Origin of the sequence: Pseudomonas sp. MB-090624 (assembly GCF_003205245.1) — a bacterium.
GTDB lineage: Bacteria > Pseudomonadota > Gammaproteobacteria > Pseudomonadales > Pseudomonadaceae > Aquipseudomonas > Aquipseudomonas juntendi.
The window spans coordinates 1-16,750 of record NZ_QJRK01000055.1 but is presented as its reverse complement, the minus strand read 5'-3'; the positions used below and the strand labels follow the sequence as shown (position 1 = coordinate 16,750).

General features: G+C 61.0%; 11 protein-coding genes and 5 tRNA genes. 6 read left to right on the top strand and 10 right to left on the bottom strand.

All coding sequences use genetic code 11. The features are described from left to right. Positions 1 to 234: 234 nt before the first annotated feature. From DMX12_RS24895 to DMX12_RS24885, 3 genes are all read left to right on the top strand, one after another. Complete coding sequence (locus DMX12_RS24895; protein ID WP_110679724.1) at positions 235 to 2,223, top strand: hypothetical protein; 1,989 nt, start codon at positions 235 to 237, stop codon at positions 2,221 to 2,223. A 141-nt stretch (positions 2,224 to 2,364) separates the two neighbouring features. Then, the gene (locus DMX12_RS24890; RefSeq protein ID WP_110679723.1) at positions 2,365 to 4,518 is read left to right on the top strand and encodes an autotransporter outer membrane beta-barrel domain-containing protein; all 2,154 of its coding nucleotides are present in this window, start codon (positions 2,365 to 2,367) and stop codon (positions 4,516 to 4,518) included. 52 nt (positions 4,519 to 4,570) lie between these two features. Next, entirely contained in the window at positions 4,571 to 5,995 is a 1,425-nt protein-coding gene (locus tag DMX12_RS24885; protein WP_110679722.1) for a hypothetical protein, read from the top strand. A gap of 50 nt (positions 5,996 to 6,045) precedes the next feature. Here DMX12_RS24885 and DMX12_RS24880 read toward each other — a convergent pair whose 3' ends face one another. The 6 genes from DMX12_RS24880 to DMX12_RS24855 all read right to left on the bottom strand — a co-directional run bounded on the left by DMX12_RS24880 (position 6,046) and on the right by DMX12_RS24855 (position 9,205). After that, positions 6,046 to 8,502 (bottom strand): hypothetical protein, encoded by a 2,457-nt coding sequence (locus DMX12_RS24880; RefSeq protein WP_110679721.1) that lies wholly within the window; start codon positions 8,500 to 8,502, stop codon positions 6,046 to 6,048. A 174-nt stretch (positions 8,503 to 8,676) separates the two neighbouring features. Then, positions 8,677 to 8,752 (bottom strand) — tRNA-Gly (locus DMX12_RS24875). 51 nt (positions 8,753 to 8,803) lie between these two features. Then, positions 8,804 to 8,879: transfer RNA gene (locus DMX12_RS24870), tRNA-Gly, on the bottom strand. Positions 8,880 to 8,882: 3 nt separating this feature from the next. Further along, a tRNA-Glu gene (locus DMX12_RS24865) sits at positions 8,883 to 8,958 on the bottom strand. Between the two features lie 91 nt (positions 8,959 to 9,049). Continuing rightward, positions 9,050 to 9,125, bottom strand: a tRNA-Gly gene (locus tag DMX12_RS24860). A 4-nt stretch (positions 9,126 to 9,129) separates the two neighbouring features. Continuing rightward, positions 9,130 to 9,205: transfer RNA gene (locus tag DMX12_RS24855), tRNA-Glu, on the bottom strand. A gap of 267 nt (positions 9,206 to 9,472) precedes the next feature. Here DMX12_RS24855 and DMX12_RS24850 point away from each other — a divergent pair. Further along, on the top strand, positions 9,473 to 10,240 hold the full coding sequence (locus tag DMX12_RS24850; RefSeq protein WP_110679720.1) for a hypothetical protein: 768 nt from the start codon (positions 9,473 to 9,475) through the stop codon (positions 10,238 to 10,240). Between the two features lie 138 nt (positions 10,241 to 10,378). Here DMX12_RS24850 and DMX12_RS24845 read toward each other — a convergent pair whose 3' ends face one another. Continuing rightward, a complete protein-coding gene (locus DMX12_RS24845; RefSeq protein ID WP_110679719.1) occupies positions 10,379 to 10,861 on the bottom strand; it encodes a GAF domain-containing protein in 483 nt (160 codons plus the stop codon). Further along, positions 10,862 to 11,749, bottom strand: a complete 888-nt coding sequence (locus DMX12_RS24840; protein ID WP_110679718.1) for an ATP-binding protein — start codon at positions 11,747 to 11,749, stop codon at positions 10,862 to 10,864. 176 nt (positions 11,750 to 11,925) lie between these two features. Between DMX12_RS24840 and DMX12_RS24835 the strand changes: the two genes are divergently transcribed. Continuing rightward, positions 11,926 to 14,283 carry an ATP-binding protein gene (locus tag DMX12_RS24835; RefSeq protein WP_110679717.1) on the top strand — a complete coding sequence of 786 codons (2,358 nt, stop codon included), beginning with the start codon at positions 11,926 to 11,928 and terminating at the stop codon, positions 14,281 to 14,283. On the opposite strand, the gene DMX12_RS24830 is transcribed toward DMX12_RS24835, so the two are convergent. Both DMX12_RS24830 and msrB read right to left on the bottom strand, forming a co-directional pair. Next, positions 14,273 to 14,761, bottom strand: coding sequence for a glutathione peroxidase (locus DMX12_RS24830; protein WP_110679716.1), 489 nt, complete (start codon positions 14,759 to 14,761; stop codon positions 14,273 to 14,275). The two genes, DMX12_RS24835 and DMX12_RS24830, sit on opposite strands and share 11 nt — an antisense overlap. A 13-nt stretch (positions 14,762 to 14,774) precedes the next feature. Beyond that, positions 14,775 to 15,170 (bottom strand): peptide-methionine (R)-S-oxide reductase MsrB, encoded by a 396-nt coding sequence (msrB, locus tag DMX12_RS24825; protein WP_009682839.1) that lies wholly within the window; start codon positions 15,168 to 15,170, stop codon positions 14,775 to 14,777. A gap of 167 nt (positions 15,171 to 15,337) precedes the next feature. On the opposite strand from msrB, the gene DMX12_RS24820 reads away from it, so the two are divergent. Further along, positions 15,338 to 16,549: a pyridoxal phosphate-dependent aminotransferase gene (locus tag DMX12_RS24820; RefSeq protein WP_009682838.1), complete on the top strand. Its 1,212-nt coding sequence runs from the start codon at positions 15,338 to 15,340 to the stop codon at positions 16,547 to 16,549. Positions 16,550 to 16,750 lie beyond the last annotated feature (201 nt).

The following is a 16,750-nucleotide window of genomic DNA, read 5'->3' as shown; positions in this document are numbered from 1 at the left end:
TCTGCACCGCCTCATCAACCATCTTTCTCGCCTGCGCCAGGTCATCTGGTTTGCTTCGCAGTAGCTCTGATGAATGAGGAAGTAAACCTTATTCAGGTCGGGACATGCCTAGCATTTTTAACAGTAGTCCGATGGCCTGAACGGGCGCTAACGTAACGTCAGCGCCCCCTGGCATGCCAGGAGCCGAATTCACCTGACACCTGTGTGCTTCGCACCCTGCAAAGGAGTTTACGGATGAACAGTAAAGACTCACGCCACCCCACCCGACAGCTCGCCGACGAAGCCCGCCGTCAGTACCAGGCGCAACGGATCAAGCGCCTGGCCAGCCTGCCCTTTAACGCCCTCGCTGAGCCAACCGTCGCGGCAATTGTCGACCCTGGCGACGGCACTCTGGATGTGAGACTGATCGATCAAGACCTCGATGTAGGCATCCCAGAATGGCCGAATATCGCCGAAGGTGACACCGTACAACTGTATATCAAGAGGCATGGCAGCAACGAAAGCATTGCTGTGAGCGAATCGATCCCGGTCGACGAGAGCACAACATTCCCACTGAATGTGCCAATGGACCAGGCGCATCTAGAGCAAGAGGGGGCCTTCGATCTTTTTTACAAACAGATGAACGCCGACGGCAATTCGATCGACTCCGCCCCCCGGCCACTGCGCGTGGACCGCACACCGCCTTGGGGCCACCAGTATCCTGAAAAGCTGGTCCTGCCCGCCGCCCCCATCACCGATGCCTACCTGAAACAAAACCCGCAAGGTGTGACGGGTACCATACCCGAGTATGAGGACAGCAAGAGCAACGACAAGGTTGCCGTCTATTATTTCAATGAGCTCCCCCCGGATAGCTCAGACGATCTCCCTGACCCAATCCTCCTCATCGACGTACCTGCCAACAGGCAGATCACCATCAGTGAAGATGACGTGCGCACCTATGGCGACGGTGGCTGCTATGTGGTCTACGTACTGATAGACATCGCGGGCAATGCCAGCCGCATTTCCACTTACACTGCCCTGGACGTCGCGCTCGGCACCCTGCCCAGCGGTATGGGCGACCCGGTGGTGCCACTGGCCGCTCCCGACAATTTGGTGGATCTGGAGGATGCCCGAACTGGGGTGCTGGTGGAAATTCCCGCCTTCGAGAACTGGAAAAGCACGGACACCCTCATCGTGAGCTGGGGCAACACCCCGCTTCCCAGGGAGCAGATCGGCTCCAGCCCGCACTTCCCCCTCGAGGTGCGCGTGCCTGCCGCAGCCTTGAAGGCTGAGTACACCGACGCACCCGACCGCCAAAGTACGCGGGTCTCCTATGAGCTGTTCAGGGGAACGATGTCACAGGGAACACTGGACACGGAGGTTGATGTCGACTTTTCGGTCATAGGCCCTGTGCGCCCTGATCCGGATCCGGACTGGCCAGGCGGAAACGCCAACCTGCCCACGCTAGAGGTTCGCGGCAAGACATCCGACCAGGCCAATACGCTCACGCGTGAAGATGAAAACCAGCCTGCCCTCATCACCCTGATTCGCTACACAGGGGCCAAGGACGGCGAGCGGATTCAATTCTACTGGAAAGGCGAACACGTTCCGGAAGCCGATCTGACCATCGACACCGAGGAGCCCGCTGAACTGACGGCCGAAATCCCATGGGAATATATCTATAACGCACGTAACGATCCGCAATTGCCGGTGCACTACGGCATCACCGCCCCCGGAGAAACCAACGAAGAGCACTCTCTCGCCACCTTGGTGAACGCGAATGCCGTGGTGCTGCGGGCACCTGCGGTGAAGTTCGAGCGTACCTTCAAGCGCGCTGATGGCACGGAGGTGTTGAATTGCAATTCCCTCTGGGACCCAAATGATGGGAGCAAAGAGCCCGCGTTCCTCGTCACAATCCCGGACCTGACAAACCTTGGCGTCTCGGCCGGCCATGTGCTGAAGATCACCTGGACCGCGCTGAAGGGGGAAAGCGGTGATACGCAAGTGGCTGAGTTGTTCCAGAACCTGACCATCGGCACCGACCTGCCCACTACCGGCGGGAGATGGGAAATAAAACCTTACGACGAAAAAATCTACCCTATCTACGATGGCGCCAACAGGGGGCGCGGACGGGTCGACTATGAAATCAGCGGCGGAGCGGAAACGATCAATGCCTTATCCGCTGAGATATCGGTGAGTATTTTCAATGGTGGTGGCTCGTGCGAAATACCTTCTGGGGCCTGACCGGAATCGCTCTCCTGTCCGCGAGAGCGATGACCACTCAGGCAACTGGTGACTTTTCCTACATAACCTAGAGACCAATCTGAATACAGTTTTCCTTTTCGTAGACCTTTAGTTGCGTCCTAGACCTGAGGGAAATAACTCATGCGAATCCATCGTACCCGCACGGCCCCACTCCTGGGGCTGAGCGGCTTTCTCCTGCTACCGTTCAGCTCAGTGACCGATGCAGCCCCTGTTTTCGACGACCAAGCCATCGACGCCAGCACCCCCCGCCAGAGCTGGCAAGTGATCGATGGCAGCCTCACCGCCAACGGTGCCACCACCAACGAAATCATCGCCGAACCAGGTACTCGCGTAGCGCTCAACGACAGCACCGTCGCCGCCAATGCCGCGGGCCTGCGGTTGCTGGGCGCTTCTGCGGTGGTCAACCGTTCGCAGATCAGCAGCCAGAGCAACCAAGGCTTGCTGATGAATGAGGGTAGCCAGGCGCAAGTGTTCGACAGCCAGATCACCGGTGCCTTGCGCGGCGCCACGGTCAATGCCAGCACCCTGGAACTCACGCGCACCCAGGTCAGTGCAACCGCGGCCACATCGTCAGGCCTGGTGGTGCTCGACGGCACGCTGCGCGCCAGTCAAGGCAGCGTGATTTCAGGCGTCAACGAAGGGATATTGATACGTTCGACGCCAACCGGTACGTCCAATTCCGTGGTGCTGGACGCCAGTCAGGCAAGCGGCCAAGCCGGGCCGGCCATCCGCGTGGGCCAGGGTGGCGCGCCCGCCGATGCACAAATCGCCATACTCAATGGTTCGACCCTCAGCGCCGGTGCTGGCCAAGCACTGATCGACATCGGCGACAATGCCACCGCCAACGTACGCGTCAACGCCAGCGACCTGGTAGGTGACATCGTCGCGCAGCCCGACGGGCACGCCAGCCTGACCCTGGAAAACCGAGCGACCCTGCGTGGGCGCCTGGATAACATCGAACGGGTAGCCATCGACAGCCTCGCCAGCTGGACGCTGGTCGAAGACAGCCAGATCGGCGCCTTGTCGATGAACGGTGGCAGCATCCGCTTCGGCGAAGCGGACGGCCAATTCCATACCCTTACCGCCGACAGCCTGGAGGGTAACGGCACCTTCGTCATGGCTGTGGACTTCAACACCTTGCAACATGACTACCTCAACATTACCGGCCAGGCTACCGGTGACCATGGTTTGCTGGTCAGCAGCAGCGGTACCGAGCCGCAAGCCGAGAGCCAGATGCACCTGGTGCATACCGGCTCGGGTGATGCACGTTTCTCGCTGGTCGGCGGGCCGGTCGACCTGGGCGCTTACTCCTACGACCTGGTCCAGCGCGACAACGACTGGTTCCTCGACACCAGCACAAGAACCGTCAGCCCAGGCACCCAAACCTTGCTGGGGCTGTTCAACACCGCCCCGACAGTGTGGTACGGCGAATTGGCCACCTTGCGCAGCCGGATGGGCGACGTACGCCGGGGTGGCGATACGGCCGGCACCTGGCTGCGCAGCTATGGCAACCAATACAACGTGTCGTCCAGTTCCACGACGCAGTATCAGCAGACCCAGCAAGGCATCTCGTTCGGTGCCGACATGCCGTTGGGCCAGGGGCAGTGGCTGGCCGGCGTTACCGCGGGCTACAGCAAATCCGACCTGAACCTGCCACGCGGCGCTTCCGGCGAAGTCGACAGCTACCACCTGGGTGTTTATGCCACCTGGGTCGACCCGCAGTCCGGTTACTATTTCGACGCGGTCGGCAAACTCAACCGCTTCCGTAACCAGGCCGAGGTACGCCTGAGCGATGGCCAGCGAGCCAAGGGCGACTTCGATACCACCGGTGCAGGTGTTTCGCTTGAGGCCGGTCGCCATCTGAAACTGGGTGATGGCTGGTTCGTCGAACCCTACGCGCAGGTCGCCGGCCTGATCGTGCAAGGCCGCGAAGTCACCCTCGACAACGGCATGCGCGCCGACAGCCAGCGCAGCCGCTCGTTGCAGGGCAAGGTAGGCAGCGCGCTGGGGCGTGACATCGCCCTCGAAGGCGGCGGCACTTTGCAGCCGTATATCAAGGTCGCCGCACTGCACGAATTCGCGCGCGGCAACGATGTAAAGGTCAACGACAATCGCTTCCACAACGACCTTGCCGGCACCCGTGGCGAAGTGGGCGCAGGCCTGGCCGCTCGCTGGGCGGAGCGCTGGCAGGTGCACGCCGAGTTCGACTACAGCAACGGGGACAAGCTGGAAAAGCCTTGGGGCATGTCACTGGGCGTCAACTATCGCTGGTAACGCATTCGCGTGGGGGCGTCACGGCTCCCACGTAACATCAAGGAGAAACACCATGCGCCCCACGCCACTCGCACAACTCCCTCTTCCCAACATCCCGGCCCTGTTGCCGAACATTCCCGGGGGTCAGCCCAACCTGTTACCGGTCAACGCACTGGCGGCGCCGCTGCGGGTCGAAATGGTCATGTGGCTCAATTCCAGGCCAACCCCTGCAGCCCCGGAAACACTGAACCTGTATTGGAACAAGCAATGCGTCCACTCCAAAACCTGGGAGGCACCAATCGAGGAGGAAGAACTGTTCGTCGAAGTCCCTGTCGAGCATCTGGTGGATGGCGAACATGAAGTGTTCTATGAAGTAGTGCTAGGTGACGGCAACCCAGCTTATTGCGAGCCACTGCCGATCACCATCGACCTGGCACCACCGGAGTTGCCGCAAGACAACGCGATCCACTTTCCGGAGGAAGTGATCCAGGATGGCGTCAGTGACCGCTACCTCAAGGCCCATGACGACCTGCTGCTGGGCAGCATCGCGCCTTACGACGATGCCGCCCCGGGCGATGTGGTGAAGATTTACTGGGGCGAGGTGCCCGACGCCAAAACCAGCACGGTCGTCGACCGTTACACCCTCACCCCGCAAGACCTAGGCCAGCCTCTGCGCGCCAGGATCTCCGGAACCGACATTCGCGACAGCGGCGAGGGCGGGCGCTGGGCCTGGTATGGGGTTCAAGACCGCGCCGGTAACCTGGAACACTTTTCCATACCAAAATCGCTGTACGCCCGCGCCACACCCCGAGGCCGGGTACTGCCAGCCCCCACGCTGGTCGAAGCCGAAGGGGGGGCGAGCCGAAGCATCTTGCGCCCGAATATGGCGGCCCAGGGCGCCACCGTGCGGATACCGGACAGCGCCGACATCGGCCCTAACGAAAGCATCGAGGTATTCTGGGGCAAGCCGGGCGAGGAAGGTTCGTACAAGCCCCAGCCGCTGCAGCCCGATGCCCGCCTTTATCATGTGCCCCCTGAGTTCGTAGCCATTCATATTGGCAAGCAGATAGAGCTGTACTATGAACTCACCGAGAGAGAAACGGAGAAGTCGCCGGCCCACACCCTGACCGTGGACAACGTCGACCACCTGCCTACGCCGCAGAGCGATGCGATCGACGCCGGCATACTCAACCTCACCCGCCTGGGTACTGGCAAGGCCAGCCTGCATTCGGCCATCTGGCCGTTCATCGCAACGAGCCAGTTCATCAAGATCGAACTGTACGGGCGTAGCGCTGCCGATGGCTCGAATCTGCGTACCCAAGTTGGCGAGAAGGCAGTCGTTAGCACGCAAGGCCGTATTGAACTGGGTGAGATCGACAAGGACAAACTGGCGCTCTATAAGCGCGACGAAACCCTGCGCATTGAGGCATCGATCAGTTTCGACAGCCAGAAAAGCTGGCAGCCGATGCCGATCATCTTTCCGTTGCTCGTAGACTGATCGGCCCTGGGTGATGACCGGTCGGCCATCACCCAGAGGTTGGCGAGAACTTACAACGAATGGACTTTACGCACGCCCTGCCCTGCGACGACCTCGACCGATCCAGGCAAGGCACGCTGTGGCTCCGTCAACGGCAGGGGCAGAATGATGAAGCCGTCGAAGATGCCGAGTGGACCTCCATCCACCGCGCAGCCGACCACCGCGTATCTGGACGCAGGGAGCGTTTCATCGACTGTGTAGCGCCCCGTGGCATCCACGTCGCCGGGCCCCGCTATCACCTCCCACAGCCCACCCGTTATCGGACCGCCATTGAACCGGCTTTCGAGCTGAACGCTGCCCTCATTCATGGCGTGGATCTGCACTTCGAGCAGCGGCTCACGATGCATGGCGATCTGATGGCAAACTCTGGTATTACCCGAGGTATCACTCACCGTGATCTCGTCCAGAACGTAGCTCGGCATTTTTTCACCATCTTTGGGCTCGTACGCCCTGTAGGTGGCGGACAGGCCATCGGCGGCGGGCTCGAGGGAACCTGCCATGGCGTGCTCGGTCACCGACCAGCTCAGTTTGCCACCGGTCGAAAGCGTGCTCGCCAAGAGCTCCACTTCTTCCATGTTACTCGCTGCTTTCACTTGGGGGTTGACTTGCAAGACGTTGCGCATGATCGTCAGCAACGCAGTGGCCTGGGAACCGGTTGTAGCGGCTGTGACGCGTACACGCGTGAACGCCCCCTCTATAAGTTCTGCCGCCGGTGCGGTATAGAGGCCACGCGAATCGATTGAACCCGGCTCCCCCATGCCGGGAACTGCCTCTACCGACCACCTAACCAACGCGGAAGCGGTGGAGAACTGATAAGACTCTCCAGCAGCCAGGATATGCTCATAAGTATTCAGCTGCACCTGGGTGCGCGCGGGACTGATGTCTCCGAATGCCACCGCGTCATAGGGAGCCACGATGTCGGACACCTGCACCACCTCCCCGAAATTCAGCTTCAGGACAGAACTGATGGGCTCTTTCATGGAGATCTCGATGGGGAGCAAATTCAACGCTTCATTTTCGATGCTTTTGGCGATCTCATGCAGGATGAGACCATCCTTCAGGACCAAGCCACCGATGGCATCGTGAACGGTAAGAAGAAACTCCCAGAAACGATCTAAATCTTCATCAGGCGGAGTCGGTTCATGAGTTCTGACTCGCTGGTGGCCTTGGACCGTTTGTGGCAGACCGCCAGAAACAGGGCTGGTAGAGGTATAGACGAGGTTAGCGGAATTTTTTTGACCGCTATAATACCCAGTTACAGTGGTATCAACGGTCACCGGTACGAGGGTCAGGAATCGTTCAATCAGATCAGGGCGTGACACCGCAGCATATGTAACGGCCAACGTATACATCATCATAAACCAGGCATTATCAAATCCCATGATAAGCACGTTAAAAATCTGCTTGACTGGCCATGAACAGTCGACCCTGCCGTCGCGAGCCTCGAATTTCAATCCATCAGCGGGCACGCTTATATCGTGGATTGCGTACCGGATGTTGACGTACCGATCCGGATAACCAAACTCTTCCGGAACTGGCATCCGAACGGTGTAACTTGTTTCAGCCAAGGGTAGAACACCGCCGCTCACCTCAAGCCCAGATGGAAACCCTTGATTGCCATAGTTTATCTTGGATGTGCCGCCTGATATGACTTGCGGGAGCTCACGGGCCAATGCAGGTATTGAGAAATATCGCGTATCCATCATGACCGTCGCGGTATGGTCATCGGCTACCAGATACCGGAAGTCAGACCCTGGGGTGGGCTCGTCGCCGTTATAACGGGCGTTCTCCATCCTGACCAAGCCGAGCACACCCCCTTCGCTGCCCTCCCCCGCAGACTGTGTACGCATGATGAACGACTGTGGATGCATCAGCTCGTGCTCACCCCGCTGTATGCGCCCCAGCAGAAAACGCCGTTGCGCGTCGGGTAAAGACTCGAACAGCTCCTTGAAGACAAGTCCCCCCAGCGAGTTCTCATAAGACTCGTCGGTGAACGTCAACGTGAAATCACTGCTGTGCTTCAGGTCCAACAGCAACTCGCCGCCATCACTGACAAGCCCAGGAACATCCGACAACTTCAGGTGCAGCTTCAGCACCGGCCCCTGAAGCGGGTCGATCCATTCGATCTCCCGAACCTGCCACTGGCCGTTGATTTTCTTTTTACTCAGTAAGTTACCGCCGATAACTCGCAGGGTCATGTCAGCCTTGGAGTTGTCCAGGGCTGCCGTTTCGAACGAGACTCTCGGGGTGTCGAGCACGAAACCTTCAAATCGGTACTGCCAGTCGTTACTGGCCGAAGAGACCATCCCACAGATCGGTGGAAAGTAAGATTCATCGGAAAAACGACGGATGTATTCCTGGAGCAAAAAACGGTTGAGCGTCGCGCGATCGAATGCTGCGATCATTCCCCACTTGAGTAACCGACTTTCCATCGCCATCCAGTCGATAAGTTCGCTCTTGCTGGCCATGCCAGACCTCCTGATGATAGGTGCGCAGGGAGTCATGCCCTGCTGTCAGAGTGACCGGAGCAGGTTCGCATGGGAGCAAAGAGGGGGGTACTGACAGTTTTATCAGTAGCGATGCGCCTGTTTTTCACCCAGGCACAACGAAGAATGCCACTCGAAAGAGTGGCATTCTTGATTTGGAGCGGGAAACGAGACTCGAACTCGCGACCCCGACCTTGGCAAGGTCGTGCTCTACCAACTGAGCTATTCCCGCATATTTGAAGCAGACCGTACCGTTTTGCTGAACGCCACAGCCTTGGAAGACTGGAGCGGGAAACGAGACTCGAACTCGCGACCCCGACCTTGGCAAGGTCGTGCTCTACCAACTGAGCTATTCCCGCAAATGGCGTCCCCTAGGGGACTCGAACCCCTGTTACCGCCGTGAAAGGGCGGTGTCCTAGGCCACTAGACGAAGGGGACACACGACACTTTTCAGTGCACCAGAACAGAACCTCACGATTCAGCCTGGATTTTCTTTTCCTGCCCCGCCATCAGGCGTTGCCGGAGAAACTGGAGCGGGAAACGAGACTCGAACTCGCGACCCCGACCTTGGCAAGGTCGTGCTCTACCAACTGAGCTATTCCCGCAATTTGGCGTCCCCTAGGGGACTCGAACCCCTGTTACCGCCGTGAAAGGGCGGTGTCCTAGGCCACTAGACGAAGGGGACACGCTGCTGGCATCGCTGCCTGCTTTCACTCCCTGCCGCGTTTCGCTGTGTGCTTTACGCTGCAAGTGGCGCGCATTCTATGGATGCTTGATACAGGCGTCAACCCCTTTGTAGAAATTTATTTAAATCAATGACTTCCGGGTGGGTCGGGGTGCAGATGCGGGCTGGCTTGTCGATATAGAGAACGGGTTTGCCTGTGCCGCTATTCGCTCCGAGGCAAACTCACTACACTCAACGCTGTAATTCTTCTTCAATGAGGCATTAACGGTGACACCACTTCTGATCACCCTGCTCATCGTAGCGGGTATCGCGTTGCTGATCGTGATCGGCTACCTCAACAATGTGGTCGAGAACGGCAAGCTGGAGCGCGCCCGCCTGAAGATCGAACTGGCCGACCGCCTGCGCCGCTGCGGCGAAATCACCGAGACCTTCCCAGGCCAGTTCATGACCCCGGCGCTGAAGCTGCTGCTGACCCGCCTGGAGCTCAACCTCAACCAGCGCCAGCTGGCGGTGGACAAGCACAATGCCCAGGTGAAGGCACGCATGGCCGAACTGGAAGGGCTGATCGCCCTGGGTGAAAAGATCCCGGTGAACAACCCGCCCAACCCGATCCAGACCGAGGTCAAGGCCAAGGATGTGCGCTTCTTGCTGGAAGCACTGCACAACCAGGTGACCCGCGCCGCGCAAGAGGGCTTCCTGCCTGCGCCGGAGGCCAAGCACTGGGTCAAGGAGATCCGCCACATCCTGGTGCTGCTGCATATCGAGTTCTTCAACAACCTCGGCCAGCAGGCCCTGCAGAAAGGCCAGCCAGGCCAAGCCCGCCTGGCATTCGAACGGGGGGTGCAGTACCTGCGCAAGCAGCCGGAGCCGAAGGTGTATGAAGAGCAGCTGACGTACCTGGAGAAACTGCTGGGCCGGGCCAACGCCCAGGTGCTGGACCAGATGGAACCGGCTGAGGACGAACACAACGAACTGACTCAGGGCCTCAAGACCGATGAGGACGAGACCTGGAAGAAGAAGGTGATGTACGACTGATCCGGAATTTGTTGTGGATTTGATGGCCCTATCGCCGGCAAGCCAGCTCCCACAGGTTACTGCACAGGTCTTCGAGCCTGCGGTTACCTTGTGGGAGCTGGCTTGCCGGCGATAGGGCCAGCCCAGGCAACACAACAATCAGCAGTCAGTCAGCTCCAAGAAGATAGCCGCCAGGCGCTCCAGCCCCACCTGGTCCGCCTCGCTGAATCGCGCCAGCCTCGGGCTGTCCAGGTCCAGCACACCAATCAGCCTGCCCTCCTTCACCAGCGGTATCACCAGCTCGCTGTTCGACGCACTGTCGCAGGCAATGTGCCCCGGGAACGCATGCACGTCCTCGACCCGCTGGGTCTTGCCGGTGGCAGCCGCCGCGCCGCACACGCCTTTGCCGAACGGAATGCGCACGCACGCCACCTGGCCCTGGAACGGGCCCAGCACCAGTTGCCCGTTACGGTTGAGGTAGAAGCCCGCCCAGTTCAGATCGCCTACCTGGTGGTAGAGAAATGCCGAAAACTGCGCGGCATTGGCAATGAAATCACGTTCGTCGGCAAACAGCGCCTGCACTTGCGCCGCCAGCAGGTGGTAGCCGTCGAGGCCGACGCCACTGGCATTGAGGTCGATCATTTACTTTTGCTCCAGCAATTGCAGCCCGACCCAGTAGCGAGCGAACTGATAGGCACAACGGCCATTACGGTTACCGCGGCCGGTAGCCCAGCGCACGGCGAGAATTTCCAGCGCTTCGTCACGCTGCCAGGCCAGTCCGGCCGGGGCCGCCAGCTGGCCGATCCAGTGCTCGACCACGTCAAGGAAGTGCGCCTGGGTGAACGGGTAGAACGACAGCCACAGGCCAAAGCGGTCGGACAGCGCGATCTTGTCCTCCACCGCTTCACTGGGGTGCAGCTCGCCGTCGACCCTTTTCCAGTTTTCGTTGTCGCTCTCCTTTTCCGGCACAAGGTGGCGGCGGTTGGAAGTGGCGTACAGCAGGACATTGTCCGGTGCCTGCTCCAGCGAGCCATCGAGCACGCTCTTGAGCACCCGGTAGTCGCCCTCCCCGGCCTCGAACGACAAGTCGTCGCAGAACAGGATGAAGCGCTGCGGCAGCTTCTGCAGTTGCTCGACCACGCGCGGCAGGTCGGCCAGGTGGTCGCGTTCGATTTCGATCAGGCGCAAACCGGCGCTGGCGTGCTCGGCCAGCAGCGCACGCACCAGCGACGACTTGCCGGTGCCGCGCGAACCCCACAGCAAGGCGTGGTTGGCGGGCATGCCTTTGATGAACTGGTGCGTGTTGCGGCCCAGCTGGTCACGCTGTTTGTCGACGCCGATCAGGTCGGTCAGGCGGATGTCCAGGCTGACTTCCAATGGCAGCAGGTAGCCGCTGCGGCCATCGCGCTGCCAGCGGGCAGCCAGGGTGGTGGCCCAGTCGATGTGCGGGCGCGGGGCCGGCAGCAGGGGTTCGAGGCGCGTCAGTACCGATTCGGCGCGGTCCAGGAAAGCGATCAAGCGAGCGTCCATGACGACTCCTAGCAATTTCAGTTTTTTGGGGCCGCTGCGCGCCCCTTCGCGGGCTTGCCCGCTCCTACAGGGATTGTGTTAGGCCTGGGGGCCCGCGAAGGGGCGCAAAGCGGCCCACGCTTGGCGATCAACTGAAATGAACAGACAGACCCACCAGCAGCCGGGGATGATCGGCTATGCTTGCGCAGCGCAAGGAATGGGAAACCAGCTCGGAACTCATGGATATCAAGTTCACCAATCGCCTGTCATACAAGCAAGCCCGGTTGACAGTCCTGGTCGGCTTCATCCTGGGAACATTGCTCAGTCTCATCCAGATCGGCATCGATTATGCCAGCGTAGACGCATCCATCAACCGTGAAGTGCGGGCCTTGCTGCAAATCAGCCACAACCCGGCCTCGCGTATCGCCTACAACATCGACTCGGAACTGGCCCTGGAACTGACCCGCGGCCTGCTACAGTCGCCGGCGGTGATCCGCGCACGGCTGATCGACAACAACCAGACGGTCCTGGCCGATGTCGAGCGCCCACGCCTGCAAGACCGTCTGCGGCCGCTGAGCGACTTCCTGTTCGGCGAACAGCGCCAGTTGAGTGAAAGCCTGTACCTTACCCATATGCCCGAGGAATACCTTGGCACCCTGTACCTGGACGTCGACACCTTCGCCTTCGGCAGCCGCTTTCTCGACCGTGCCGGCATTACCCTGCTCAACGGTTTTGCCCGCAGCCTGGTGCTGACAGGCCTGCTGCTGGCACTGTTCTACCTGATGCTGACCAAGCCACTGGTCACCGTGATCAGTGCGCTCAGCGGCAGCGACCCGCGCAAACCCCGGCAAACCCGCCTGGAATGCCCGCACGGCCACGAACTTGATGAAATCGGCGTGCTGGTGAAAGTCGCCAACCAGCAGTTCGTCAGCATGGCCACCGAAATCGAGCAGCGGCGCACCGCGGAAAACCGCCTGACCCAGTACCTCAACGAGCTGGAAGACATCGTCTCGGCACGCACCAACGAGCTGAAGGCCAGCAACAGCAGCCTGAGCCTGACCAACCAGGAGCTGGAACAGGCCCGCCGGCGGGCGCTGGACATGGCCCAGGCCCGCGCCGCCTTTCTTGCCAACATGAGCCACGAAATCCGCACCCCGCTCAACGGCATGCTCGGCATGATCGCCCTGGCGCTGGATAACCCGTTGCCCAGCGAGCAACGCCAGCAGCTGGCGATTGCCCACGACTCGGGCAAGGTACTGGTCGAACTGCTGAACGATATTCTCGACCTGTCCAAGTTCGACGCCGGCCAGCTGGAACTGGAGCGCATTGCCTTCGACATGGGCTCGATGGTCGAAGACACCGCCAACCTGCTGTCGCAGAACACCGCACAGAGCGTGGAACTGACCTGCCTGATCGCCGGCGACTTCCCCAGCAGCGTGCTGGGCGACCCCACGCGGGTGCGGCAGATCGTCAGCAACCTGCTGTCCAATGCCTTGAAGTTCACCCGCTTCGGCCGCGTCGATATACGCCTTGAGCGCATTGCCGGCGGCGTGCGCCTGCAAGTGCGTGACACGGGCATCGGCATCCCTGAAGAGGCCCAGGTGCGCATCTTCCAGCCCTTCACCCAGGCCGGCGCCGGCATCACCCGCCAGTACGGCGGCACCGGCCTTGGCCTGGCCCTGACCCGCAACCTGTGCAAAGCCATGCAGGGGCACCTGCAGATAAGCTCCGAAGCGGGCTTTGGCAGTTGCTTCACCGCCGAGCTGCCGCTGGCTGCGCACACTGAAGCCATCCCGCCACAGCCCCTGCAAGGCCGCGTGGCCGCCCTCAGTGCGGCGGGCAGCGGGCTGCACGAGCTCCTGCAGCGCGCGTTGCCCGCCTGGGGCTTGAGCTACCAGCGGCACGACAGCCGCATGGCCCTGCAGGCCACCGCGTTCGACCTGTTGATCACCGATGACGTGGACCATCTATTCGAACTGCGCCCGGCCCTGCAAGCGCCGATCCTGCTGGTTACCGCCTACGGCAACTTCCTTTCCCAAGAGCAGTCGCTGGCTTTGGCACCGCTGCACCAGCTGGCCCGCCCGCTGGCGCGCAACGCCTTGTATCAGACCTTGCGCCGAACCTTGCAAGGCCATGAGCCAGAACACCCGCTGGCCACGCCGCCCGTGACCCAGGGCGAAGGCCGCGCGCGCATCTTGTTGGTAGAAGACAACCCGGTGAACCAGCTGGTGGCCAAGGGGATGCTGGCCAAGCTCGGTTGCCAGGTCGAACTGGCAACCCAGGGCGCCGAGGCCCTGGCGGCGCTGGAACGGCAACCCTTCGACCTGGTGCTGATGGACTGCAACATGCCGGTGATGGACGGCTACGAGGCCAGCCGGCGCATTCGCCAGAGCGGCCGCTGGCCGTACCTGCCCATCGTCGCCCTCACCGCCAACGCCATGCCCGAAGAGCGCGAGCGCTGCCGGGCCGCGGGCATGAACGACTACCTGGCCAAACCGTTCCGCCGCGAAGAGCTGCTGGCGCTGGTCGACCACTGGGTGCCGCTCAGCGGCTGAGCAGGCGCTCGATGTCCGCTTCCAGTGCCTGCGGCTTGGTGAAAGGCGCATAACGCGTGACCTGGCCACTGGCCGGGTCGAGCAGGAACTTGGCGAAGTTCCACTTGACCTTCTGCGAGCCAAGCAAGCCTGGGGCACGCTGCTTCAGTTCGACATACAACGGGTGGGTGCCGGGGCCGTTGACGTCCACCTTGCGGAACAGCGGGAAGCTCACGCCGAAATTGCGTTCGCAGAACTGCGCAATTTCCCGCGCCTCGCCCGGCTCCTGCTGGCCGAACTGGTTGCACGGAAAGCCCAGCACTACCAGGCCACGCCCGCGGTAGGCCTGCCACAGTTGCTCCAGCCCCTTGTACTGGGGGGTAAAGCCGCACTGGCTGGCGGTATTGACCACCAGCAACGCCTTGCCGGGGTAGTCGCCGAGGGTCTTGTGCTCGCCGCCCAGGGTCACGCAGGGAATGTCCAGTATCGATCCAGCCATGGTCGGGCTCCGGTCAGTCGCGCGGGCGCAAGTCGATGCACACCGAGTTGATGCAGTAGCGCAGGCCAGTCGGTGGCGGGCCGTCGGGGAACACGTGGCCCAGGTGCGCATCGCAGCGGGCACAGGTGACTTCGGTACGGATCATGCCATGGGAGGTGTCGCGGATCTCGATCATCGCGCTGTCTTCGATCGGCGCGTAGAAGCTCGGCCAGCCACAGCCGGAATCGAACTTGGTCTGGGCGTCGAACAACGGCAGGCTGCAGCAGATGCAATGGTAAATGCCGTCGCGGCGCTCGCTGTTGTACTTGCCGCTGAACGGCCGTTCGGTGCCCTTCAGGCGGCAAACCTGGTACTGCTCGGGGTCGAGCATCGACCGCCATTCTTCCAGGGTTTTCTCGATCTTTTTCATGCAGGAACCTCGGCAGGCTGAATTTCACCCCACGCCGTCTTTTCCAGGGCGCGGGCGGCACGTATATTAGGTGGCTTCGTGTGCCAGGCGTTCAGTCTGTCACCCGCTTCCTGCCCTTTCAAACCTTTCGGCGGGGCGTAGCGCGTATTCTCAATCGGGATCCCATCATGCAGTTCAGCAAATCGAACAAGCTCGCCAATGTCTGCTATGACATTCGCGGCCCAGTGCTCAAGCACGCCAAGCGCCTGGAAGAGGAAGGCCACCGCATCCTCAAGCTGAACATCGGCAACCCAGCGCCCTTCGGCTTCGAGGCGCCCGACGAAATTCTCCAGGATGTGATCCGCAACCTGCCCACCGCGCAGGGCTACAGCGACTCCAAGGGCCTGTTCAGTGCACGCAAGGCGGTGATGCAGTACTGCCAGCAGAAAGAGATCGAAGGCGTCACCATCGAGGACATCTACCTCGGCAACGGTGTCTCCGAGCTGATCGTGATGTCGATGCAGGCGTTGCTCAACAACGGTGACGAGGTGCTGATCCCGGCACCCGATTACCCACTGTGGACCGCTGCCGTGAGCCTGGCCGGCGGCAAGCCGGTGCACTACCTGTGCGACGAGCAGGCCGACTGGTTCCCCGACCTGGAGGACATCAAGGCCAAGATCACCCCGAACACCAAGGCCCTGGTGATCATCAACCCGAACAACCCGACGGGCGCGGTGTATTCCAGGGAGTTGCTGCTGGGCATGCTGGCGCTGGCCCGCCAGCACAACCTGGTGGTGTTCTCCGACGAGATCTACGACAAGATCCTGTACGACGAAGCCGTGCACATCAGCACCGCCTCGCTGGCGCCAGACCTGCTGTGCCTGACCTTCAACGGCCTGTCCAAGTCGTACCGGGTGGCGGGCTTCCGCTCTGGCTGGCTGATCATTTCCGGGCCCAAGCACCATGCGCAAAGCTACATCGAAGGCATCGACATGCTGGCCAACATGCGCCTGTGTGCCAACGTGCCGGCGCAGCATGCCATCCAGACCGCGCTGGGCGGTTACCAGAGCATCAATGACCTGGTGCTGCCACCTGGGCGCCTGCTGGAGCAGCGCAACCGCACCTACGAGCTGCTGAATGACATCCCTGGGGTAAGCTGCGTGAAGCCGATGGGTGCGCTGTATGCGTTCCCGCGGATCGACCCGAAAGTGTGCCCGATCCTCAATGACGAGAAGTTCGCCCTTGACCTGCTGCTGTCGGAGAAGCTGCTGATCGTTCAGGGTACCGCGTTCAACTGGCCGTGGCCGGACCACTTCCGCGTGGTGACCTTGCCGCGGGTCGATGACCTGGAAGCGGCGATTGGGCGGATCGGCAATTTCCTGCGCACTTACTCGCAGTAAGTAACGGCCTCATCGCCGGCAAGCCAGCTCCCACAGGGATCGCCTTAGGGCTGACAGGTGTTTGCCACAAGGTAGGCAGCGCCTGTTAGAGCGAGCGCCGCCCGCGCGGCGCAATCGCGAGCTGCGCTCGCTCCTACGTTTGTTTCGGGCCAATTATTCCTGTGGGATTCGCGCGCGAACGCCTTGGTGCATGCCTCAATA

Excerpts from the sequence above, each read along its gene's own strand:
- DMX12_RS24895 (WP_110679724.1), top strand. The coding sequence starts at position 235 with ATGAACAGTAAAGACTCACGCCACCCCACCCGACAGCTCGCCGACGAA.
- DMX12_RS24890 (WP_110679723.1), top strand. The coding sequence starts at position 2,365 with ATGCGAATCCATCGTACCCGCACGGCCCCACTCCTGGGGCTGAGCGGC.
- DMX12_RS24885 (WP_110679722.1), top strand. The coding sequence starts at position 4,571 with ATGCGCCCCACGCCACTCGCACAACTCCCTCTTCCCAACATCCCGGCC.
- DMX12_RS24880 (WP_110679721.1), bottom strand. The coding sequence starts at position 8,502 with ATGGCCAGCAAGAGCGAACTTATCGACTGGATGGCGATGGAAAGTCGG.
- DMX12_RS24845 (WP_110679719.1), bottom strand. The coding sequence starts at position 10,861 with ATGATCGACCTCAATGCCAGTGGCGTCGGCCTCGACGGCTACCACCTG.
- DMX12_RS24840 (WP_110679718.1), bottom strand. The coding sequence starts at position 11,749 with ATGGACGCTCGCTTGATCGCTTTCCTGGACCGCGCCGAATCGGTACTG.
- DMX12_RS24835 (WP_110679717.1), top strand. The coding sequence starts at position 11,926 with ATGCTTGCGCAGCGCAAGGAATGGGAAACCAGCTCGGAACTCATGGAT.
- DMX12_RS24830 (WP_110679716.1), bottom strand. The coding sequence starts at position 14,761 with ATGGCTGGATCGATACTGGACATTCCCTGCGTGACCCTGGGCGGCGAG.
- msrB (WP_009682839.1), bottom strand. The coding sequence starts at position 15,170 with ATGAAAAAGATCGAGAAAACCCTGGAAGAATGGCGGTCGATGCTCGAC.
- DMX12_RS24820 (WP_009682838.1), top strand. The coding sequence starts at position 15,338 with ATGCAGTTCAGCAAATCGAACAAGCTCGCCAATGTCTGCTATGACATT.